The 21,109-nt window shown below is 68.9% G+C and carries 22 protein-coding genes and 3 pseudogenes; 8 read left to right on the top strand and 17 right to left on the bottom strand.

Annotated features, from left to right (window positions below):
- Positions 1-88: 88 nt before the first annotated feature.
- Positions 89-420: pseudogene (locus tag ACIRR9_RS53400) on the top strand (hypothetical protein); the annotation flags it as partial.
- Between the two features lie 75 nt (positions 421-495).
- Here ACIRR9_RS53400 and ACIRR9_RS53395 read toward each other — a convergent pair.
- The gene (locus tag ACIRR9_RS53395; protein WP_403768542.1) at positions 496-1,284 is read right to left on the bottom strand and encodes a class I SAM-dependent methyltransferase; all 789 of its coding nucleotides are present in this window, start codon (positions 1,282-1,284) and stop codon (positions 496-498) included.
- A gap of 582 nt (positions 1,285-1,866) precedes the next feature.
- Here ACIRR9_RS53395 and ACIRR9_RS53390 point away from each other — a divergent pair.
- Together ACIRR9_RS53390 and ACIRR9_RS53385 are read left to right on the top strand one after the other, a co-directional pair.
- The gene (locus tag ACIRR9_RS53390; protein WP_403768539.1) at positions 1,867-2,394 is read left to right on the top strand and encodes a GNAT family N-acetyltransferase; all 528 of its coding nucleotides are present in this window, start codon (positions 1,867-1,869) and stop codon (positions 2,392-2,394) included.
- Between the two features lie 85 nt (positions 2,395-2,479).
- The gene (locus ACIRR9_RS53385; RefSeq protein WP_403768536.1) at positions 2,480-2,914 is read left to right on the top strand and encodes a VOC family protein; all 435 of its coding nucleotides are present in this window, start codon (positions 2,480-2,482) and stop codon (positions 2,912-2,914) included.
- Positions 2,915-2,983: 69 nt separating this feature from the next.
- On the opposite strand, the pseudogene ACIRR9_RS53380 reads toward ACIRR9_RS53385, so the two are convergent.
- The 3 genes and pseudogenes from ACIRR9_RS53380 to ACIRR9_RS53370 form a co-directional block, all read right to left on the bottom strand.
- Positions 2,984-3,103 (bottom strand): annotated as a pseudogene (locus tag ACIRR9_RS53380) (IS5/IS1182 family transposase); the annotation flags it as partial.
- 466 nt (positions 3,104-3,569) lie between these two features.
- Complete coding sequence (locus ACIRR9_RS53375) at positions 3,570-4,511, bottom strand: D-2-hydroxyacid dehydrogenase family protein (protein ID WP_403768533.1); 942 nt, start codon at positions 4,509-4,511, stop codon at positions 3,570-3,572.
- Positions 4,512-4,609: 98 nt separating this feature from the next.
- Positions 4,610-4,891, bottom strand: coding sequence for a hypothetical protein (locus ACIRR9_RS53370; RefSeq protein ID WP_403768530.1), 282 nt, complete (start codon positions 4,889-4,891; stop codon positions 4,610-4,612).
- A 431-nt stretch (positions 4,892-5,322) separates the two neighbouring features.
- On the opposite strand from ACIRR9_RS53370, the gene ACIRR9_RS53365 reads away from it, so the two are divergent.
- Positions 5,323-5,973 (top strand): SMI1/KNR4 family protein, encoded by a 651-nt coding sequence (locus ACIRR9_RS53365; RefSeq protein WP_403768528.1) that lies wholly within the window; start codon positions 5,323-5,325, stop codon positions 5,971-5,973.
- Positions 5,974-6,106: 133 nt separating this feature from the next.
- Here ACIRR9_RS53365 and ACIRR9_RS53360 read toward each other — a convergent pair whose 3' ends face one another.
- Positions 6,107-6,577 carry a GNAT family N-acetyltransferase gene (locus tag ACIRR9_RS53360; RefSeq protein WP_403768525.1) on the bottom strand — a complete coding sequence of 157 codons (471 nt, stop codon included), beginning with the start codon at positions 6,575-6,577 and terminating at the stop codon, positions 6,107-6,109.
- A 548-nt stretch (positions 6,578-7,125) separates the two neighbouring features.
- Positions 7,126-8,525: pseudogene (locus ACIRR9_RS53355) on the bottom strand (MFS transporter).
- 234 nt (positions 8,526-8,759) lie between these two features.
- Between ACIRR9_RS53355 and ACIRR9_RS53350 the strand changes: the two are divergent.
- Positions 8,760-9,299, top strand: coding sequence for a hypothetical protein (locus ACIRR9_RS53350; RefSeq protein ID WP_403768522.1), 540 nt, complete (start codon positions 8,760-8,762; stop codon positions 9,297-9,299).
- A 351-nt stretch (positions 9,300-9,650) separates the two neighbouring features.
- Here ACIRR9_RS53350 and ACIRR9_RS53345 read toward each other — a convergent pair whose 3' ends face one another.
- From ACIRR9_RS53345 to ACIRR9_RS53320, 6 genes are all read right to left on the bottom strand, one after another.
- Positions 9,651-10,319 carry a Type 1 glutamine amidotransferase-like domain-containing protein gene (locus ACIRR9_RS53345; protein ID WP_403768548.1) on the bottom strand — a complete coding sequence of 223 codons (669 nt, stop codon included), beginning with the start codon at positions 10,317-10,319 and terminating at the stop codon, positions 9,651-9,653.
- A 295-nt stretch (positions 10,320-10,614) separates the two neighbouring features.
- Entirely contained in the window at positions 10,615-12,216 is a 1,602-nt protein-coding gene (locus ACIRR9_RS53340; protein ID WP_403768519.1) for a TROVE domain-containing protein, read from the bottom strand.
- A 139-nt stretch (positions 12,217-12,355) separates the two neighbouring features.
- Entirely contained in the window at positions 12,356-12,544 is a 189-nt protein-coding gene (locus ACIRR9_RS53335; RefSeq protein WP_403768516.1) for a hypothetical protein, read from the bottom strand.
- A gap of 215 nt (positions 12,545-12,759) precedes the next feature.
- Positions 12,760-13,254, bottom strand: coding sequence for an SRPBCC family protein (locus tag ACIRR9_RS53330; RefSeq protein WP_403768514.1), 495 nt, complete (start codon positions 13,252-13,254; stop codon positions 12,760-12,762).
- A 35-nt stretch (positions 13,255-13,289) separates the two neighbouring features.
- On the bottom strand, positions 13,290-13,772 hold the full coding sequence (locus ACIRR9_RS53325) for a hypothetical protein (protein ID WP_403768511.1): 483 nt from the start codon (positions 13,770-13,772) through the stop codon (positions 13,290-13,292).
- Between the two features lie 141 nt (positions 13,773-13,913).
- The gene (locus ACIRR9_RS53320; protein WP_403768508.1) at positions 13,914-14,498 is read right to left on the bottom strand and encodes a hypothetical protein; all 585 of its coding nucleotides are present in this window, start codon (positions 14,496-14,498) and stop codon (positions 13,914-13,916) included.
- 145 nt (positions 14,499-14,643) lie between these two features.
- Between ACIRR9_RS53320 and ACIRR9_RS53315 the strand changes: the two genes are divergently transcribed.
- The gene (locus tag ACIRR9_RS53315) at positions 14,644-15,087 is read left to right on the top strand and encodes a hypothetical protein (protein ID WP_403768505.1); all 444 of its coding nucleotides are present in this window, start codon (positions 14,644-14,646) and stop codon (positions 15,085-15,087) included.
- A gap of 263 nt (positions 15,088-15,350) precedes the next feature.
- On the opposite strand, the gene ACIRR9_RS53310 is transcribed toward ACIRR9_RS53315, so the two are convergent.
- Positions 15,351-16,175 carry an ABC transporter permease gene (locus tag ACIRR9_RS53310; protein WP_403768502.1) on the bottom strand — a complete coding sequence of 275 codons (825 nt, stop codon included), beginning with the start codon at positions 16,173-16,175 and terminating at the stop codon, positions 15,351-15,353.
- Complete coding sequence (locus tag ACIRR9_RS53305; RefSeq protein WP_403768499.1) at positions 16,172-17,092, bottom strand: ABC transporter ATP-binding protein; 921 nt, start codon at positions 17,090-17,092, stop codon at positions 16,172-16,174. The genes ACIRR9_RS53310 and ACIRR9_RS53305 overlap by 4 nt, the downstream gene beginning before the upstream one ends.
- 209 nt (positions 17,093-17,301) lie before the next feature.
- On the opposite strand from ACIRR9_RS53305, the gene ACIRR9_RS53300 reads away from it, so the two are divergent.
- Together ACIRR9_RS53300 and ACIRR9_RS53295 are read left to right on the top strand one after the other, a co-directional pair.
- Positions 17,302-18,477: a sensor histidine kinase gene (locus ACIRR9_RS53300; protein WP_403768496.1), complete on the top strand. Its 1,176-nt coding sequence runs from the start codon at positions 17,302-17,304 to the stop codon at positions 18,475-18,477.
- Complete coding sequence (locus ACIRR9_RS53295; RefSeq protein ID WP_403768493.1) at positions 18,474-19,136, top strand: response regulator; 663 nt, start codon at positions 18,474-18,476, stop codon at positions 19,134-19,136. Before ACIRR9_RS53300 ends, ACIRR9_RS53295 begins: the two co-directional genes overlap by 4 nt.
- Before the next feature lie 71 nt (positions 19,137-19,207).
- On the opposite strand, the gene ACIRR9_RS53290 is transcribed toward ACIRR9_RS53295, so the two are convergent.
- The 3 genes from ACIRR9_RS53290 to ACIRR9_RS53280 form a co-directional block, all read right to left on the bottom strand.
- On the bottom strand, positions 19,208-19,345 hold the full coding sequence (locus tag ACIRR9_RS53290; protein ID WP_403768551.1) for a hypothetical protein: 138 nt from the start codon (positions 19,343-19,345) through the stop codon (positions 19,208-19,210).
- Positions 19,346-19,565: 220 nt separating this feature from the next.
- On the bottom strand, positions 19,566-20,798 hold the full coding sequence (locus tag ACIRR9_RS53285) for a beta-ketoacyl-[acyl-carrier-protein] synthase family protein (protein ID WP_403768490.1): 1,233 nt from the start codon (positions 20,796-20,798) through the stop codon (positions 19,566-19,568).
- Entirely contained in the window at positions 20,795-21,061 is a 267-nt protein-coding gene (locus ACIRR9_RS53280) for an acyl carrier protein (protein WP_403768487.1), read from the bottom strand. Before ACIRR9_RS53280 ends, ACIRR9_RS53285 begins: the two co-directional genes overlap by 4 nt.
- Between the last annotated feature and the right edge of the window lie 48 nt (positions 21,062-21,109).

The following is a 21,109-nucleotide window of genomic DNA, read 5'->3' as shown; positions in this document are numbered from 1 at the left end:
ACCGGCACCTGCACCACCTGCCACCAACCCCTGCCCAGAACAACCCCCACCAGCCAGAACCCGAGAGCCAGAGCAACTTAACGGAGTCCTACTAGAGGGCCTGATCACCGACGCCGACCGCCAGGGCAAGACAGACTTGTCCCTGGTCAGCGTGGACTCCACGACTGTCCGTGCGCATTACGACGCCGCCGGAATGATCGTCGGCAAGTGCATCATGAAGGCTCTTGGGGAGGCCATCACCGAGCAGGAACAGGCCCGGCAAAAAGGGGTGCCAAGGCGGAACAGAACCGGCAGGACGGCGAAAGCGAGCCCGGGCGGACCGAACGCCGGCGTGTCCGCCGCCGACGCAGGCTCCGCCTGAAGGAAGCCCTGCTCGGAAGGTCCCGCGACGGGCTGACCAGCAGGGTTCACCTCGCCGCCTCGAACTCCGCGCCTCGATGATCTGGTTCGGAGATCTCCTGTCAGTAGCTGCTTGATCACGACGTCACACAGACCCTAGTCGGCCTGCAGGACGAAAAACAGGAAGCACAGGAAGCGCGGCTTGGCCGCGATGACTTCGGGGAACAACTCGCGGGCGGCTGGATCAGGCTCTGGCTCGCTGATGACCCTGATCCGGAAACCGGCCCCGGTGAAGGCCTCGATCATTGCGTGCAGCGGCCTGTGCCAGATACTCATCAGGGCGGTCTGGCCACCCATGGTCCACTCTTCGGTCCAGTTGGTGGTGTCGAAATACTTGTACTCGTCCTCGCGGCCGGCCTGGCGGTGCATGAGGTTGATGGCGAAGGGATGGTCGACAGACGCGATCAGCCGACCGCCGGGCCTGATTATGCGGCGCAGCTCGGCCAGCGCCGGTCCCCAGTCCTCCAGGTAGTGCAGCACCAGGGACGCGACGACATCGTCGAATGTGTCATCAGAGTAAGGAAGCGGGCTGCCCAGGTCGGCCACCTGCAGGTCCGCACCGTCGCCGAGCCGCCGCCGGGCCAGCTCCAGCATCCCCGCACTCGCGTCGAAGCCGCTCACGTCGGCGCCACGGTCGCGCAGCGCCGCGAACAGGGGTCCGGAACCGCAGCCGGCGTCGAGGATCCGCCGACCGGCCACCTCTCCGGCGAGGGCCAGCATCGCGGGCCGCTCGTAGTAGGCATTGATGAGGTTGGTTTCGTTTTCGGCCGTGTATGCCTCGGCGAAGCTGTTGTAGTCGTTGACTTTCGGCGGATCCACGGTCTCCGCGGGCAGCGAGGTCTGTCCGGTGGAGCTCGCATGCCCTTGGCGTTCGTCAGAGATCATGGTGCGGGAGACGTGCACTGCACCAGTTCGGTTCCTGGCCGGACCCGATCGCCCTCCCAACCTCGAAGATCCAACGAGCCGTTCGTCAATGCGTCACCACCACCGTCATGTCATGTCGGCCTCAGGAACAGGCACTCGACTTGTTCTTCAACCTGCCATGTCTGCTACGCCCTTCAGGCGGAGCATGGTGTACTGGTCGGCCGTCTGGCTTGGTTCATGAAGGCGGCGTGCGACAGAGGGCTACGGAGCGAACATGTGGGACGGCCCCATTTACCGAGTCGGGCGTGACGGATACGAGATCTGCTTCGTGCCCGGTGGGGGAGAGGACCTCGACGAGGTCTGCGATGTGGACATGTGGGTCATCCGCGATGACGGCGATCGCTGGTCCGGAACCGTGGTCACTCTCGATGAGGTGCACCGAATCATGGACCGCCGGCGGCAGGCAGGCGACCAGAAGGTGACTACTGGTGGTGCTGGGACGGCCTCATCGTCCGCGACGCGGGTGTGCCAACTGACAACGCCGGCGCTGGACCGGGAGGGACGGCGCCGAGCGCGCGTACGGGTCCGTGCGAGGATCGCGCCGTGAACGATCTGTACTTCCGCCTTGCCGGCGCCGCCGACCTCGCCACTCTCGTTCGTCTGCGCGACGACGCTGCCCGCTGGATGCTCGCCCAGGGAATCACCGGCCAGTGGCAGCCCGGTCAGCTGGACGAGGAGCACTTCCGTAAGACCATGGCGCATGGTGAGGTCTGGCTCGCGGAGGCCGACGGCCGTGTGACCGGAGCCTGGGAACTGTGGTGGGAGGACGAGGACGCCTGGGGACCGCAGCCGCCGGTGGCCGGCTATGTGCATCGGCTGATGGTGGACCGGAGCAGCGCCAAGCCAGGGACGGGGCGTTTTCTGCTGCGTGCTGCGGAGCGCCGCGTTGCTGCGGCGGGGCGGGCGTTCGTGCGTCTGGACTGCCTGACTGGCAACGCGCGCCTGAACGCCTACTACCTGAACGCCGGTTACCGGGTCGTCGGCCAGAACGCCGGTAAGCCGCAGCCGGGCGGTGCACCCAAGTCGTTCACGCTCCTGGAGAAAACCTGCGGGCCGACAGCGGGTGGCTGAGCGGCTGTGGCCAGGGGACACGTCGGGTGGATCCGCTTGGGGAAATGAGCGGCGGGGTCCCCCTCGTACGCGGTACGGTGCGCCGATGTCAGCGATCAAGAAGTTCCAAGTCACCTTTGACTGCGCAGAACCTGAGCGCGTCGCTCGCTTCTGGTGCGAAGTGTTGGGGTACGTCACCCCGCCGCCACCGGAGGGGTTCACCACCTGGGACGATTTCAATCGCACCCTGCCCCCTGAGAAGCAGGGATCATGGTTCGCCTGCAGTGATCCCTCGGGTGTGGGCCCGCGCCTGTACTTCCAGCGCGTCCCCGAAGGAAAGATCGTCAAGAATCGGGTCCATCTCGACGTCCGGGTCGGCACCGGGCTGGTGGGGGACGAGCGCCTCGCCACGCTCGAAGCCGAGTGCGCACGACTGGTCGCGCTCGGCGCGACCCATGTGCAAACGCTGTACGCCGATGGGGAAAACGAGTCGTGCATCCCGATGCTGGACATCGAGGGCAACGAGTTCTGTATCGACTGAACGCTCTCCGAGCCGGGGAGGTGGGGAGCCGCCTCCCTCGGACCTCTCTGGTCCCGCATGGGGAGGGAGTCACCTCATGAGGGCGAGGGGGTGCATCCGGGCAATGCCGAGCAGCAACTTCCATGCCTTCATCCGCGCGAAGACGTGCTGAACGCGGGTCCAGCCCTTGCAGTGGGAGACGTGGTTCTGACCGGGTTGCTCGGACGGCGATCCGCCGGATTCCTGGTGGGTAGGGTTGTCGGTCCGGGCTTTGGCGCGCAGGTACGGGGTGCGCCGACGGTTGGTGCGCGAGGCGTTGTCCTCGCCGTGGCCGTCCTCGCGGAAGGTGCCGGCGCGTCCTGCTTCCGCGCTCGGCTCGTCTCGAATGAAAGCTTCAGGAAAGCGCACATGTTCCGGCGAACCCGTGCCAGGTGCTGCCGTAACCTCACGGGTTCGATGGTGCTGAGGAGGTCGGCCAGTCCCCTCGACGTTCGCGCCACGCACTCCTGAGGGCTTCGAGCTCGGTGCGAGGGAAGTGCGAATCACCGCTCGGGCGACGACGCCGATGTCCTGCTGGGTGGACCAGATCTCGGAACCCGTGTTGTCGTGGGCGCTACCGTGGGCCAACTCCAACAGGCGGATCCACGAGTTGGTGCCTTCACGGTAGGTGACACCATCAGAAGAGAACCCGAAGGGGTGTTCCGGCACTCCATGCGGCGATGTCCTCGACTGCATCGCGGTAGAAGACCTCGTACAGATCCCGGCTCACGTAACCGATGTGCGGGGTGACCACGGCGTTGGGCAGGGAACGCAGAGGGTGGTCGGAAGGCAGGGGTTCTCGATCGAAGACGTCCAGCGCCGCCGAGGCGATCCTCTTCTCGGCCAACGCCTTGATCAGCGCCGTCTCGTCCACGACGGGCCCGCGTGAGGTGTTCACCAGAATCGCCGTCGGCTTCATGAGGCCCAATTCGTGCTCGCCCACCAGGCCCCGGGTGCGCCGGCTGAGTACGACATGAATGCTCAGCACGTCGGAGTGTGTGAACAACTCGTCTCGCGAAACATAAGCCGCTCTCTTCGCCTCCGCGTCCGCAGGCGTCAGGTTCTGGCTCCAGGCAATGGCCCGCATGCCGAAAGCACGCCCGATCTCCGCGACCGAGGTCCCCAGTCGGCCGAGCCCCAGGATTCCGAGAGTGGCCCCTCTCAGGCTCGTTCCCAGGCCCTCCTGCCAGCCGCCTCGGCGCACGGATTCCACCTGCTGCGGGATCAGACGTGCCGCGGAGAGGATGAGCCCCCAGGTGAGTTCGACCGTCGGATACGAGAAATACCCCGTACCGCAGACGGTGACGCCCAGACGGCGCGCCGCGTCCAGGTCGATCGCCGCGTTCACGGGACCGGTGGTGACGAGCAACCTCAGACGTGGCAGCTCACTCAGGGTCGAGGACGTAAAGGGAGTCCGCTCCCGCATGGCCACCACCACGTCGTACTCGGCCAGTGCCGCCACCACCGCCTTCTCGTCGTCGAAGGCCTCGGTGAAGACATGCACCTCGGCGTGGAGCGAATCCCAGTCGGCCAGGCCCAGCGCCACGCTCTGATAGTCGTCCAGGATTGCGATCCTCATGGGTGATCCTCTCGCTCTCGGCTATCGAGCCGACGGCCCCGGCCGCTGCGAGGGCTGGGGCAGAACTTGCGTCCGTCTCAGGGGTGCACCTGCCCCGTTCACCCCCCGAGCAGCCCGACCGCCCCGTACCACAGTGGACCCCGGTTGAGCCGGTCCGGGTAGAGCGCCGCCATCCGGTCGTAGAACTCGCGGGCCGTCGGTTTGTCGCCGAGCAGCCGGATGGCGTCCACGAGGTACTGCCGGGTCTGGTCGAGAATGGCGGGATCGTCCGCGAGTTCCTTGTTCTTGTGGCCCGCCACGACGGCACGCGGTTCGAGCGCGGCGACGCGGTCCGACACAAAGGTCTCGTACGCCAGAGTGCTGGGCGTGCCTGCGGTCATGAGGGTGCCTCCCTAGAGATGCAGCGTGAGGCCCGCGCGGCTGCCGTCACTGTCGTGGCGCAGGGCCTCCGCACAGTGTGGGAAGGCAGTTCGATCACAACCGTCAGCGGGCCTCGCCGGAGTCGCGTCGGATGACGTGCACACAGTGCCCCATCTTCCGGGCGCGCGGCAGACGGCGCATCACGAGAACCTCGTAGTCTCGCCCCGCGGGCGCAACTACGTACCGAGTGCGGTTGTACGCGTTCGCGGGCCGAACAACCGGAGCATGCGGCCCGCTCACCGGATGGCGCCTGTGTTACTGCTGCTGAATCATCGCGAGTGCCGGCTGCACGGTTGAGGAAGGAGGTAACGTCCTCGGCGTGCTGGCTGGTCCTGATGTGGCGGTGACTCTGCGAGGCGGAGTGCGTACTCGTTCCCACGCCTGGGAGTTCGTGCGCTGGTTCGCCGACGCATGGGTGGGTCGTCCGGTGGAACCGGAGGATGGCTGCACCGCTGACGAGTTGGCGGCAGTGGAGGCCGACCTGGGCTTTGAGCTCCCGGCCGCATTGAGCGAGGGATATGCGCTCCTCGGCCGCCGGGACGACCTGACCCGGCAGCAGGACCCTCTGGTCAATCCATCCGGCCTTTATGTCGATGACGCCTTGGGCGGCGTCCTGGTCTTCCGTCGAGAGAACCAGGACTGCGCCTTCTGGGGCATCCCGCTGACCCAGATCGAGCAGGACGATCCACCGGTGGTGGTGGAATCGCATCAGGGCTGGGTTCCCTTTCTCGACCGGATGTCCCTGGCATGGGCCGAGTTGGTGCTGAGCGAGTCGCTCTTCGCGGCGGGCGACCTCTATGACGCCTGCGAGCTGCCCGACGCGCTGATGCCGGATCTCCACGCCCGGTATGCCCGGGTCGCCCTGCCCGACCATCCGATGTGGGCGAGCGAGGACGACTCACCGATGCGCTGGTATGCGGCCCCCGGCCGGGTGATTCGGCGGGATGGCCTTCAGGACCAGTCCTGGATCCATGCGCGCGGGCGCACGGCTTGCGATCTGGAGACCATCCGTGAACAGCTCCCAGGCCCTTGGGCCGGCTGAAATCACATCCAGCGGGCAGCCGAGGAGCTCGTCGAAATGGTTCCGCAGGGCACCGGCATTCACCAGCCCATGCTCCGCACCGCCCGCCGGCTCGACGTCGCACGGGCCCGGTGATCTGACGGCTGCGGCGTGCTCAGCTCAGCGTCAAGTGCACCAGGTCGATCTCCGCGTCGCGGGCCCGGGCGAAACACCTGCTCTTCCCCACGACGACGAAGCCGCACTTCTCCAGCACGCGGATGGAGCCGGCATTGTCGGCGGCGGCGTCGGCGTGCAGCGGCCGCGAGGGCTCCAGCTTGACCAGTTCGGCAAGGGCTGCGGTGGCGATGCCCCGGCCCCAATGCGCTCGCCCGACGACGTACGTGACCTCACGCTCCGACGGCGAACCGAAGACGGCGGCGTGCCCTTTCACAACACCATCAGCGACAATGGTTCGCAAGATCACTGACGGGTCCGGGCGCACCTTCGTCCAGTGCTGGTCGAAGTGGCCACGGTCGTAGTGATACTTCCTGGTCACGGCTGCCATCTGCTGCAACTTGGCATCCGTCAGATGCTGCCAGAAGATCGGCAGGTCGCTGTCCCGAAGCTCGCGCAGGGAAATGCCCATAGGCGCGGTCTCACTCTCCACAAGATCGGTACGCGGCTTGCCGGCCCAGACTAGGCCCAGCTCGCACTTGCGGGAGAACGTTTTGTTGCCACCCCGGCCCGGTCCTCCTGCTTTCCGGTGGAAGACACTGATCCGGCTTGTCTCCGGTTCCGGGCTGGGTACCCCCTTGTTCCGTGCGGTCGTGTGCTCGTCCTGTCCCTGGCCGAGGCACCAGGCTGCGGCGGCCTCGGCCAGGCGGCAACGCGTGTTCCACGGGGACGGTGCGTTGCCCGACGCCCGCTCGGTCGGCGAGGGCTGTCAGGTCGGTCGGGCTAACCGCGCTTGGCGATGGTCTGCACGGCCGAGAACCACAGCGTGTGCGGGTTGTCCCGGTCGCCGTGCAGTTCGAGCATGGCCCGGACTATGCCCTCCGTCGTCTCCTGTTCGTCGGCGATACGGGAGAAGTCGCGCAGGTACTGCTTGCTCTGCTCGATCTGGTCGTGGTCGTGATCGCGGACCGCGCCGTCACCAGGCGCGCAGGGGCGTGGGCCGGAGGTCTGGTGAGCGGGCTATGCGGTCGCCTGTTCCGCCTGTTCCGGGTCCTTCGCCGAAGCGGCGGCGCCGGAGGCGACGGTGGTGAGGTGGGGATGGTGCTTGGTCATCCCCACGAGGGCCACGGCCAGAGCCAGCGCCATCGCGCCGAGCGCGATCACGAAGCTCAGCGTGAACTGGGACTCCTGCGGAAGCCGGAGGCCGACGGGCAGGCCCGGGATGGTCTTCGACGCCAGCAGCGACGTGACCACGGCGGAGGCGATGGCCGAACCCACCGAGCGGGAGATGGAGTTGATGCCGTTGGCGATGCCGGTCTGGTGCAGCGGTACGCTCGCCGCGATCAGCGCGGGCATGGCGGCATAGCCGAGGGCGATCGAAGTTCCGGTGAGCAGGCCGGCGCAGATGACACTTGCGCTCTGCCCGTGGAAGAAGGCCAGCCAGGCGAAGCCGGCCACGGCGCCGATGGCCAGTGTGGAGCGCGCGCCGACGCGTCGTACCAGCACTCCGCCCACCGGTGAGGCGACGAGCGCTGTGAGAGAGCCGGGAAGCAGGTACTCGACGCTGGCCCGCAGTACCGAGGCGGTGAAGCCGTAACCGGTGAGCCGCTCGGGCATCTGCACCAGGTAGGAGATGCCGAGGAACTGGGCGAAGGCGGCGAATCCCACGAACAGGCCGGCGAGATTGGTCATGGCGACCTGCCGGTGGGTGAACATCCGCATGTCGGCCAGCGGGGCGGACACCTTCAGTTCCACCAGGACCCACACGGCGGCCGTGACCGCCGCGCCGGCGAAGCAGCCGATGACCCGTGCCGAGCTCCAGCCCCAGGTGTGGCCCTGGGAGATGCCGCGCAGCAAGAGGATCAGGAAGACGGCCAGGGTCAGCGAACCGAGCACGTCCACGCGTCCGCCGACGCGGTGGCCGCCCTCGGGAACCAGGAGGACGACCCCGAGCAGAGCCAGGACCGACACGCCGGTGGAGAACCAGAAGACGGAGTGGTAGTCGGGATCGTGGCCCTGGGTGAGCAGTCCCGTGACCACCAGCGAGAGACCGGAGCCGAATGCCAGGGTCGAGCTGACCAGCGCCATCGCGCCGTGCAGTTTCTCGTGCGGGACCTGGTCCCGCACGATCGACAGGGCCAGCGGGAAGATCGCGCGGCCGAGCCCTGCAGCACCCGGCCGACGAGCAGCAGGGCCAGCGATGTGGTGGTGGCCGTGAGCAGGGAGCCGAGGACCATCACCACGAGTACCGCGATCAGCGTACGGCGCTTGCCGTAGAGGTAGCCGACGCGGCCGAGGAGCGGTGTAAAGACCGCGGCGGACAGCAGGGTGGCGGTGGTGACCCAGCTGACACTGGTCGCGTCGGTGTCCAGCTGGCTGCTGAGCAGGGAAAGGATCGGTACCACCTGGGTCTGGGCCATGGTGACGACCATGACGGCCAGGCCCAGGGCCGCTATCAGGGGTGCGGTGCCGCGCTGCGGCGCGGGGCCGGCGGCGGGGGAGCGGGACATGGCCGAGAGAGTTCCTTCGAGTGTTGCGGTGCCGTTGTTGCTGTGCCGTGGTCCGCACGGCCCGTGTGGTGCGGGGTCATGGAAGCGGTCCGGTCCGGATGAACGGTGGAGGGCAGGCCGTCAGTCGTCGAGGAGATGGGGCAGATGCGCGCCCATGTCGTTCTCCAGGTCGCCTTCCTGCTGCAGCCCGCGCGCGAACAGCGCGGCAACCCGCTTGCGCGTCTCGGGCAGGCGGAACGTGGCCGAGAAGGCGGCCTGTCCGTCGAGGAGCTCGCCGGCGGACGGCAGGGTGACCTGATCGCCCAGGCCGCCACGGCTGCTCTGACGGAGGGCTCGGCGGAGATCGAGGACCTCGCGGGCAAGAGCGAGCAGGACCGGCGCACCGGCCTCATCGACACCTACCTCTCCAAGGAGCACCGCGATTCCCCCGGTATCGGCTGCGCCCTGGTCACCCTCGGGGCCGCCGCCGGACGTGGCGACCAATCCCTCAAGGAGGCGTACGAGAAGCGGGTGCGCGGCTATCTCACCCGATTCGGCGGCGACGGCTCCGAGGAGGCCCGCGCCGAGGCCCTGATCACCCTCAGCGCCCTCGTCGGCGCCACCCTCCTCTCCAGGGCCGTCGCCGACCCCGCGCTCGCCGACGAGCTGCTGGAGACGGTGGCTCAGCAGCTGGAGCAGCGGTAATCGCCGCTTCTCTCAGCGCAGCACCCCCGCGACCCCGAGTGTTCGCGAGAGAGGCCCGCACCGCGTCGGTGTCCGGCGACGTCTGAACGTACGCCGGAGGCTGGAGAGACGGCGCGGAACTACTCCTTACCGCCGCCACTTGGCTTGCCGTTTGACGTCAGGCGGCTCTACCGTCTTGATCCGGCTCGTACTGCCTCGGATGAGGCAGCGACGCCGCGTGCGACGTGGTCGGGTCCGGCTGGCCGCCGCCGTTCGCGGAAATCATGCCGGTGAGTCTGCCGCGAAGATCCAACACCGGTGAGGAAACCTCCGCAGCGGTGCGCCCCGGGGCTCCCCACGGCGTGTACCGAGTCACGGATGGAACCGCCACCGGCCTTCGGAAATGACATCCACCTTGCCGTCCCTGACGCGAACGGCCGTCTCGTCGTCGATGAAGTAGATCGGGAAGTCCGCCCGCGCAGAGATGCGATCAGCCCAGGCGTCGTCCCGCTCGGGGAAATCCGGTGAGTACAGGTGAGGCTTGAGATACCAGTCGAAGAGGCCGAACGGCGGCTCCACGGTCGTCGCGCCGAGCACATGGAGGTCCGCGGTGTCCCCGATGACGTCGGCGGAGTGTCCGGTGAGATGACGGCTGAAGATCATTGATCCGGCGCTGACCCCCACATAGACCCGGCTCTCCAGCGCCTCCAGGAAGCCGTCCGCCAGGCCATTGCCGGTGATGCTGCGCGCGAGATGGTAGTGGCTGCCGCCCTCGACATAGATGACGTCGGCGTGGAGCAGCCGGTCGAGCACCATCTGCCGGGGCAGGCCGTTCAGCTCCAGTACGTCGAACTCCCGCCAGCCGAGGCCGTGCAGCCGGTTCAAGTCCGCGACGAACCACCCGTGGTCCCCGGGCTCGGCGACTGATGCCGTGGGAACGTACACGACGTTCGCCGATCCGAATGGCCTGCCCAGCATGTCCCGCAGCGCATCCCGCAGCGTCTCGTTACGCAGGCCACTCGCCGTCAGCAGAAAGTTCATCGGGCGAGCCAAGCACGACTCACGGGCCCGCGCAACGAACCCGAGATCCACACGAACGTCCCGTAACCCGTCGCGGTGAGAGGACCCGCAGCGCGTTGTGAGATCGGAGCGGATCTCCCGCGTGACCGGGGCACCCTGGAACTCGACGGCATCCGGGTGACCGTCCTGTGTCACCGGCCCGAAGGGAGGGCGGCCGGCCTCGGGCGCCCAACGTGGCAAGCAGCGGCGGTGATCCCGCCCTCATGGCGGGCCACCTGTCGCACACCCCCGAGGACCTCGGCGGTGTCTGTACGGATCAGGCCGGCTCGGCGGTCCACGGCCATGCGCCCTCGCGGCCGGCCTCGATGAGGCCGACCATCCGGAACGCGGCATCCGTGAGACCGCCGAAGGTGTGCCGGTGGGGGCCGGTCGGGCCGTGGGCGGGCTGGTATCCCGCAAGGTTCCAGGTGTAGACCGGGATGTCGGCCGGGACCGGTTCGGCCGGTCCTCCGGGGCCATAGAGGGCGGCCTGCTCGTCGGTGACGATCAGGACCCGGTCGTGCTTCCGGTAATGGGTCCGCACCGCCTTCGTGGTGTGGGTGCCTCCGAGATCATGGAACCGTTTCAGCACCTCGAGCACCGGCTCGCCCGGCTCGAACGGCACCTCCGCGCTGCTCCAGCCGAACTCCACCAGATCCGCCTGCTCAGCTCGCATGGCCAGCGCGGTGCCGAACACGGCCGCCGCGTCCGCCCGGGTCAGCTTGGACCGCTCGGAGACGGTGTCAAAGAACATGGAGCCGGACCGGTCCACCAGGACCAGGGTCCGGCCGGCCAGGGACGGTACGTTGGCCAGCGAGTGGCCCAGTGCCCTTTCCAGCGCGGCCGCCCAGCGCCGCGACGGCGCGTGCTGATGGGCGGCGAGGTAGCGGAAGGGGAACTGCCGGGACCGAGCCACCTCGGTGGCATCCGAAAGCCGAGCGGCGACCTGGGCCGCTACCTCGTCCGAGACCTCCGCCTCGTCGAAGTTCCGCAGGTTCCGCAGGAGTGCCATCGGCCCCATCGTGGGAATCATGGCCTCCCACACAGCGGCGTCCATCGGTCCCTGGAGCCAACCCGCCAGGGCCTCCCACGTCATCCCCGCCGCGGCCAGCCGCTCGGAGCCGCCCGGCCCGGTCACCAAGGCCCGCCGCTCGTCCGCAGCCGACTCCAGCAGTGCCCGGTGGGAGGTCAGCAGGTGGTCGGAGGCCGGCGGAACCGCCTGCTCCGGGTGGTGGCGACGGTCCAGGGCATACCGGAAGAGCGCACCCTGCCAGGGCTTGCCCGGGTCGGGGGAGGCGTGCACCAGATTGAGGACGTCGCCGAAGCGCAGGTCCTTGGACGCGGTGTCGTACTTGAGCAGGGACCGAGAGGTGTACAGACGGCGTACGCCGTCGGCGATGCCCCGCTTCACCGGCTGCGGCACGTTGCGCCCGTACGCCGAGAGCCAGTGGGCGAGCAGTTCGCCGGGCTCGTCGGCGCGCTGGAGCACCGAGTCGATCACGGACCGGTTGGACGGGCCCCCGGACTCCCCGGCCTCAAGTCGGGCCCGCACGTATGCGGCGGCGCCCACCAGGGACGCCGTGCGCATGTTGCCCTCGCCGCGAAGCCAGCGCAGCAGGCCGGCCGTCCACACGGGGTCCTGAAGAGCGAGTTCACCGACGAGACGGGCGTACCGGTCGTCCCGCTCCGCACCGCTCTCGTAAAAGGTCCGCTGGGAGACGAAGTTGCCGACCGCGAGGAGAAAGAGCTGCTCGCGGGGCTCCCGGACGAAGGCCGGACCGCCCTCGTAGGTGCGGAAGTCCGGCCAGGCGGACCCGCGAGCGAGCTGTGGTAGAGGCAGGGAGCGGGCGACCGCCGAGATCTGCGGGGCCACGAGCATCTCGGACCAGATCTTGGAGACGCGTGGGGTGTAACGAGGCAGCGAATCCCCCCGGATTCAAACGACTGGACGGCCCCGGCCAAAAGGTCCGATGGGGCGGAGACGCCCGCGCCTGCCGAGATCAAAGGAGGCGGCGGCGTCACTTGGTTGTCAGAAGGAAGTAGCCGCAGCCGAGCGCATCGGAGGCGCGGTCGCAATGCCAACGTACAAGTGCCATGGGGTCGCGCACCAACGATTTATTCGGGGCTTCGGCGATCGGCCCGTACACGGCGCCGCCGGCGGCCGCACGGCCGCCGATCAGGCCGCTCACAGTGGCGATCAGTTCCACGCCGACCCACCCCCCACCCGGACACCGTCCGGACCCGGCTGTGCCTGGAACGCGCCTTCACCCAATGACGACGTCTGCACGATCGCACCCCAAAGATTGAACTGGCGCCCGCCCTGCGGGAGATGTGCGGCAGACACCCGAACGACCCACGCGAGCACTGCCGGTGGTGGTCCGGCAGCACACGCGAAATGGACGCCCAGCTGTCGCACACGGGTTCAGCCCCGCCACCCCTGAGTGGTCTTCAGGAGCGCGGCGAGTCCGTCGGTGTAGATGCCGTGGAAGAGCTCCTCGGCATCGGCGTCGCTGACGCCCACAGGGGTGAACGAACCCGACCATTCCACGCGAGCGGCGGCGGCCCTGCCGGGGACAGGATGCACGCTCAGGGTGGAGAGGTAGCCGGTCACGGGGAAGGGCGCCTGCTCGATGGCGTAGGAGTAGCTGCGCGCGGTGTGGTCGAACTCCCGCAGCGACTTCTCGCGGGGAAAATGGGCCGCCCGGATGCGGCGTTCGGCCCGGCGCCGGTCCCGGTCCTCGCACTCGGCCATCAGCAGCTCGGCAAGGAACCCGGCATAGGACAAGCCCTCGCGTTCGGCCCGGGCGATCGTGTCGGCGGCCCGGGCCCGCATGGTGGGCAGACGCAGCAGCCGACAGGCGGTGTCGATCGCCGGGTCAGATGCCTGTGCGGTCAGCGCATGATGGGCGGTGGTCATGATGAGTCCGTCCGGCGAAGCTGCAACAGCTCGTCTCACTGCTCCAGGCGGGGCCGGGGACGCTGGTCGGCTGGCAGAGCACGGGCGAGATGGCGCCGGGTCAGAGGCGTGACCGGGGCCGGAGCGAGATCCAGCGGTTCCAGGGCGGGGGTGCTGGCGGTGACGGTCGGCGCCCGCCCGGCTGGCTGGGCCGCCTTGCGCGCCTCCATCGCGATGACGTCCTCGTTGAAGGTGCCCGCCGCGAGGGCCGCGCGGATCCCGATCACCACGTCAGCGTGTTGCTGGTGGCGGTGCAGCAACAGCACTTTGACCAGGTCTTTCGTTCCTTCGGTATCACCGAGGGCCTTCTCGGCCGCGGCCCAGAACGCTTCGTGGACGGCTGTGAAGGTGCCCTCGACACCGCCCTTCTCGTGGGCGCTGCGCAGTCCCGGCTCGCAGTAGAACGGGGTGAATCCGTAGTACTCATGGAAGTTCGTCCAGCGCGGGTTCTCCTCCCGCGAGCGGCTGCGGAAGATCACCTTCTACACCGCCGGGGTGAGGTTGTCGTAACGGACCTGACCGGCGGGCACCCCGTCAACCCTGTCGGCCCCAGGTGATGGGGCTACGCAATTCCCCTCCCGCGGCGCAGACTTGCCCGCCCTGTCGTTCGAACGCGCGGATCACGGCTCGGGGATCCATTCCACGGGAGGGGGTGTGCGGCTGTAGTGGGCTCCTCTGGTGCCGTAGCGGGCGAGGTGGAGGGTCTCGCCGTCGAGCTGGATCTCAGCAGGCGGGGGGTTGGGGACGGAGATCCGCGGGTGGGCGTAGGGGCGGCCCTCGATGAAGAGGGGTTCCCGGTGCCGGTTCCAGCTGTCCGCCAGGCTCTGTGCGCGCTCGCGGGTCCATGGGTCCTGCAGGGTCCGTGGGGCGGCTGGGTCGTGGTCGTAACCGTTGAGGCTGCGCACCAGGGCTGCGCTGTAGACACCCTTGACCCGGAAGTTCTCCAGGTCCCCCACGCATACGACCATGTTGACGTACCGGCGGCTGTTGCCCCGATGCCGACCCACCGCGTGCCGACGGCAGCTGCCGGGGTCCCAGCGGGCGGGCGCGAGCCACAGCAGGGTGCCCGCGCGGAAGTGCTTCGTGCCGTGCTGGATCTCGAGGCCGCCCTCGCCGCGCGAGGTCTCCCGCGCCACGTTGGCCACCAGGCACCAGCCCAGCAGCCCGTCCGGTGTCTCTTCTTCGGCGGGTCCTGTGTCTGTCACGTCGAGAATTCTGAGGCCCGAAACGGGGCGCAAGCCAGCACTTATCAGCTGGGCCGACCGGAGCGGACTGCCTGCGATCGCGGGCTGCAAAGACATCGGCCTTGTTCTCATGTGCGGGCGGGGGCGTTGGGGGAGACGTGGAGACATGGCGGCAGCAGAGCTTCAGGGTGGCGTGAAGGTGCTGGCGCCGTTGGACTGGGAGCTGATGCCCCTGGAAGGCGTCGGGCCGCTGCGTTTCGGCATGCGTATCACTGACGTCGCCGCAGTACTGCCGGGCATGCATGACCGAGCTGCGTCGGTTCCTGGGCGGCCCCTTTTCGGGGCCCTCGGTGTGGAGTTCGGCATGGGCCATGCAAAGCCCGCCGTGTACGCCTACTTCATCGACGACCGGTTGTTCTGCGTCGCGGTCGACGAGGTCCACGGCCCTCAGCTGACGCTCTGGGGAAGAGAGTTGACCGCCTTCGTCCCTGCCGATCTGGAAAGGTTCCTTCTGCAGGCTCACTGGTGTGAGGTGGTCCGTGTGTCCTACGGCCTGCGGGGGAACTGGCTTTCGGGACCATCGATGCAGCGATTGACGCCAAGCGATTGATCTTGGTCTCGGTACGGTGAGCTACGGCGGCGGTGTCGTCTCGCTGACGAGCCTCAGGGTGGGACGCGGTGGGGCGAACCCGCCGAGTTCCAGTGCCGCCGCACGCCAGTTGGCGGCCAATTGGAGCAGGATCTCGCAGGTCGTCGTCCGCAGCGGACTGCCCGGCTCCGGGGCTCTCGCAGAGCTCTCGCATCCGGTGGTTTGTGAGAGACCGTCATCAAGGCTGCCACGAGCCACAGGAAACCGCGCTCCTGGGAGCACACTCACACGTCGCGGCGTTTCACGACGAGAACGGCGAGCGTGACCGTGATCAGCGGCCAGAGCGTGTACACGATCCAGGAGCCGGGGACCGTGGCGGTGTAGCCCAAGGATCCGGGCTCCGGCCCCCAGGTTCGGATCAGACGGTTCCAGGCGGCCGACACCAGCGCGTGTTTGATGTCCGCCGACCAGCGGCTGGTCTCCGAGAACATGGGGGGCAGCATCACCAAGGTGAAGACACTGGTGACCATGGTCCCGGCGGCATGCCGCAGCAGAACACCGAGACCCAGACCGACCAGGGCGCAGACCGGAGCCAGCAACGCGGATGCCACCAGCGCCCGGAACACACCGGGATGGGTGATCGGAAGGTCGGCATGGTGCCCGTCCAGGATGACCTGGGAGACCAGGAAGGAACCGGCGGAGGCGGCTGTGCCGACCGTGGTCCACAGCGCGGCGGTGACGGCCGCCTTGGCCAGCACGATCGAGTCGCGGGCCGGGACGGCCACGGTGGTGGTGCGGATCAGCCCGCTGCTGTATTCGCTCACGACGGTGAGGGCGCCCATGCTGCTGGCGACGAGGACCAGCGTCCAGTAGCCGGCCGCCGGATAGGCGTCGTAGGGCCGGAAGTCAGCGGGGCCGGAGGGCGCGGCTTTGTCCGCCAGCGTGGCCACGGCGGTGGACCCGATGACGAACAGGAGGGTGAGTGCGATCGTCCAGGGTGTGGACCGCAGGGACCGTGTCTTGATCCACTCGGCGGCGAGCAGGTCGCGAAAGCGGGCGGGCGGCGCGGTGTCGAGGGTGGTCCCGGGGGCGGAGGCGAGCGTGGTCATCGGGGCTGTCCTGTCTGGTATTGGGTGCTGTCGGCGGTGAGTTCCATGAAGGCCGCCTCCAGTGAGGCGGTGCGGGTGGTCAGCTCGTTCAGCTGGATACCGTTCTCGAAGGCGAGCGCCCCGATCCGGTCGGCCGGGAACCCGGTCACGGCGAGTTTCTCCACGCCGGTCGAGCCCTCCGACTCGACCGAGGCGCCGGCCGCGGTCAGCACGGCTGCCAGCTCGGCGGCCTGAGGTGTCCCCACCACAACGCTGCTACGGGTGCTACGGGCCGCGAAGTCCCGTACCGACTCGGCGGCGATGAGGCGGCCCCGGCCGATGACGACCAGCTGGTCGGCGGTGTTCTCCATCTCCGACATCAGGTGGCTGGAGAGGAAGACCGTGCGCCCCTCGGCGGCCAGGCGCCGGAAGAGCCGGCGCACCCACAGGACGCCCTCTGGGTCCATGCCGTTGATCGGCTCGTCGAACATGAGCACGGGCGGGTCGCCGAGCAAGGCGGCGGCGATGCCGAGGCGCTGCTTCATACCGAGGGAGAATCCGCCGATGCGGCGGTCTGCCACCTCGGCCAGCCCCACCTCATGAAGCACCTCGCCCACCCGGCGCCGCGGGATGCCGTTGCTGCGGGCCAGAGCGGACAGGTGGACCGCAGCGGTACGTCCACCGTGAACCTGTCCGGCGTCGAGGAGGGCACCGACGTGCCGCAGTCCGCGTGGGTGGCTGTGGAACGGGACTCCGCTGAGGGTGGCGGAGCCGGTGGTGGGCGCGTCCAGGCCGAGGATCATCCGCAGGGTGGTGGACTTGCCGGCTCCGTTGGGGCCGAGGAATCCGGTGACCTGGCCCGGCCGCACGGTGAAGGACAGATGGTCGACGGCCGTCTTGCTGCCGTAGCGCTTGGTGAGTTCGCTGACTTCGATCACGGCCCCCACACTGCCGAGAGAAGCCCCGTGCGGGCATGGGGCCGTGGGCGGCAATCACGCGGCCGGATTGAACCGTGGGCGTACGTCCCCGGGCTGATGCCGCGCTGCTGGTGGTCCGGTTAGTCTCGCGGAGTGAACCCCATGACGACCATTCCGTTCCCTGCGCGCCTCGCGCACCTCGGCCTTGTCCCCGGGAGGGGGCACCGCCGATGACGAGGACCAAGGCCGTTGCCTGGGCGGGGGGTGCCTCCTACCTCCTCGTGGTGGGTCTGCTGGTGGGGGCCGCACCGCGGGCATCGGGCACGGTCCACGGTGTCGGGGCGCTGCTGGCCGTGAGCCTGCTCGTCGGTGTGGTGCGACGGATGCCGCTGCTGGCTCTGGCCATGGCACTCTTCGGATCCACGGCTGTGGTAATGGGCCCTCCGAGTTCCGCCCATGAGAGCCGGGCGGCGTCATATCAGGGCCAGTTCCTGTCGTATCTAGCGGTGGATCTCGTTCTGGGCTTCATCGTCGCCACTTGCGCACGGCGCGCTTCGACTGTTGCTGTGGCCGTGTCTTTCACGGTGCAACTCCTGGTGATCGGCATCTTCGCGCACGGGGACAGTCTGGCCGTCATCGGGGTTGTCGCCCTCCCGGCGTTGGCCGCATCCTGCATGGCCGGTCTGCTGGGTCGCGAGCGTCGCGAGCACGCGGTGGCGCTGCGGGCACAGGAGGTGGCCGAGGCAGTGACCGCCGAACGGCTGCTGATCGCACGGGAGTTGCACGACATGGTCGCGCACAGCATCGGCATCATCGCGATCCAGGCCGGTGTGGGCAGCCGGGTCATCCAGACCCAGCCGGCCGAGGCGCGCGAGGCCCTGCGTGCCATCGAGGCCACCAGCAGAGAGACCCTGTCGGGACTGCGGCGCACGCTGGTGTCGCTCCGTCAGGCCGACCGAGGCGCGACCGCCTCGGAGCCGTCACCGCTCGCACCCACGCCGGGGCTGGCGGACATCGAACGGTTGGCGACAGCGACCGCGGGCGCAGGGGTACGCGTCGACGTGTCCTGCACCGGGGAGCAGCGTGCCGTGCCGGCCGACATCGGCCTGTCCGCCTACCGCATCGTGCAGGAGGCGCTGACCAACGTGGTCCGACACGCGGGCACCGAGCGCTGTCGGGTGGCCATCGACTACAGAGACGAGGAGCTGTCCCTGGAGGTCGTCGACAACGGGCGCGGCGCCACCGAGGACGGCTCGGCCCACGGCTTCGGCCTCATCGGGATGCGGGAACGAGTCGGTCTGCTGGGCGGCCACCTCAGCATCGGGCCGCGCCCTGAGGGCGGCTTCCGGGTGGCGGCCCGGCTGCCGCTGCGCGCGTCCGCCGGGGTTCCGGTGGAGGTCCGATGAGCGTCCGTGTGGTGCTCGCCGACGACCAGCCGTTGGTTCGGTCCGGTCTACGCGTCATTATGGCCGATCACCCCGATCTGGAGGTCGTCGGCGAGGCCGCCACTGGCGCTGAGGCCGTCCAACTGGTCAGGGACGCCGGCCCCGACGTCGTGGTCATGGACATCCGGATGCCCGGCATGGACGGGATCGAGGCCACCCGCCTGATCACCGCCGGTTCGACAACCACACGCGTCCTCGTCCTGACCACCTTCGACGAGGACGACCATGTCTACGGCGCGCTCAGGGCCGGCGCGAGCGGCTTCGTGGTCAAGGACATGGCGCTGGACGACATCCTCGCGGCGATCCGCGTGGTCGCCGCCGGTGACGCGCTGATCGCGCCGGGTGTGACGCGCCGTCTGATCGCGGACTTCATCGGGCGGCCCGCGGCTGTCCCGGAGCGCTCCCCAGGGCCGGTCGAGGGCATCACCGAGCGGGAACGGGAAGTGCTGACCCTGGTCGGACGCGGCAGGTCGAACGCCGAGATCGCCGAGGACCTCTTCATCACGGTGGCCACCGCCAAGTCGCATGTTTCACGGCTGCTCACCAAACTGGGCGCCCGGGACCGGGTCCAGCTCGTCATTACCGCCTATGAGACGGGGCTCGTCACCCTGCCTCGCTGATGGTGTCCCCGGCCTCCATGGCGAGGCCGGAAGCACCCGCGTCGCTCACGACTGACCGGTCCCGGGCCGGCTCAGTCCTCTGCATCGTCGTCATCGTCGAGGTCGGCGGTGTCCGAGCCGCGTAGGGGCCGCAGCCCGTGGACCGGCCGGGAGACGGTGAAGCTGTAGCGGCCCGGGCAGTTGAGGTTCTTGTGCTTGAGCGAGGACAACCGCTCGATGTCCTCGTCCCTGATCTCGTGGGCCGGGCCGGGCCGGGCCGTGGCGTTGGCTGCCGCGTTCGCTGGTCTGTGTGTCCGTTCGTGGGACAGGTGGTGCGCACATGGGCCTGACCGACTCGGTTCTTGCGGCCGTCCGCCCTGGATTGCTCCGTCTTGGACTGCTCCGCCTTGGGTTGCGGGGGCCGGTCGCATGCGCAGGTCGCGTTCGTGGTCAGGGTCGTTGCAGGGTGAGGACGACATTGTGGCCGCCGAAGCCGAAGGAGTGGCTGAGCGCGGCGTGGATGTCCTGAGTACGGGGTTGTTTGGTGACGCAGTCGAGGTCGAACTCGGGTGCGGGGGCTTGGAGGTTGGCGATGGGCGGGATGCGGCGGTGCTGGATGGTCAGTACGGTCAGCGCCGCCTCGATCGCTCCGGCGGCGCCGAGGGTGTGGCCGAGGACGCCTTTGGGGGCGGTGATGCTGGGTCGGTGGGGGAGGACACGGGAGATCAGCGCGGCCTCAGTGGTGTCGTTGAGAGGGGTGGAGGTGCCGTGGGCGTTGACATGGTCGACGTCGTACGGGCTGATCCCGGCCTCGGCGAGTGCTGCGTGAAGGGCCGCTTCGGCGCCGGTAGCTCCTTCGGGCGGTGCGGTGGGGTGATGGGCGTCCGTGCTGCTGCCGCACCCGGTGAGCAGGGAGCGGGGGCGGGCGCCGCGGGCGGCGGCGTCCGCGGCGCGCTCCAGGACGAGGACGCCGGCGCCTTCGGCCATGACGAAGCCGTCGCGGTCCGCGGCGAAGGGCCGGGAGGCTTCGGCGGGGGCGTGGGTGCGTTCGGAGAGTGCGCCCATGCGCCAGAAGCCGGCCGTGGCGAGGCGGGAGACGGCGGCTTCGGTGCCGCCGGCGACGGCGATGTCGCACAGGCCCGTGCTGAGCAGGTCGCGGGCCGTGGCGATGGCGGTGGCGCCGGAGGCGCAGGCAGTCGCGGGGGCGAGGCTGATGCCGCGGGCGTCGAGGTCGATGGCTACCTCACCGGCCGCGAGGTTCGGGATGATCTTCGGGATGGCGAGGGCGGAGACCTGGTGGGCGCCGTGTTGTTCCAGCCGTAGGTGCTGGGCTTCCACCTCCTCCAGACCGCCCATGCCGCAGCCGATGACAACGGCCACGCGGGTCGAGTCCCAGTCGGCTGGAGTGAGTCCGGCGTCGTGTACGGCTTCCCGGGCGGCGAGGACCGCGAACTTGGCCGGGCGGCCCATGCGCCAGGACTTGCGGCCGACGCGCCGGTCGAGCTCCTTGTCGTCGAGGGGGACACGGCAGGAGAAGTCGACGGGGAGGCCGGTGAGGACCGGATCGCGGGCGGCGAGGCAGCGGCCCGCGAGCACGGCCCGCCAGGCCGCCTCGGCCCCTTCACCCGCGGGGGTGAGGAGGCCGAGGCCGGTGACGGCGACCGGAGACGGGGCCGGCCTCATCGGGCCCCGGCTCCGGCTGCCCGCAGTTCATCGAGGGCGGCGGCGAGTTCACCGAGGGTGGACTTGCGGGTCACGTGCCCGCCGCTGATGTCGACCTGGATGCCGAAGTCCTGCTGCAGGATCACGAGGAGTTCGGCCTGTGCGAGGGAGTCGAGCTGCAGGTCCTGGAGCGTGGCCTGCGGGGTGATCTCGTCCTCGGGGACGTTGAAGGAGGAGGTCAGGGCGTTGGACAAGGTGCTGTAGGAGTCGCCGGTGGGGCTCATGAGGACCGTCTCTCTGGGGCTCGGAGGTGTCTTCTCGCGGTCGCGCGT

The sequence above is a fragment of the Streptomyces sp. NPDC101234 genome, from assembly GCF_044767525.1.
Classification (GTDB): Bacteria; Actinomycetota; Actinomycetes; order Streptomycetales; family Streptomycetaceae; genus Streptomyces; species Streptomyces sasae.
This window is presented reverse-complemented; position numbering and strand designations above follow the sequence as displayed.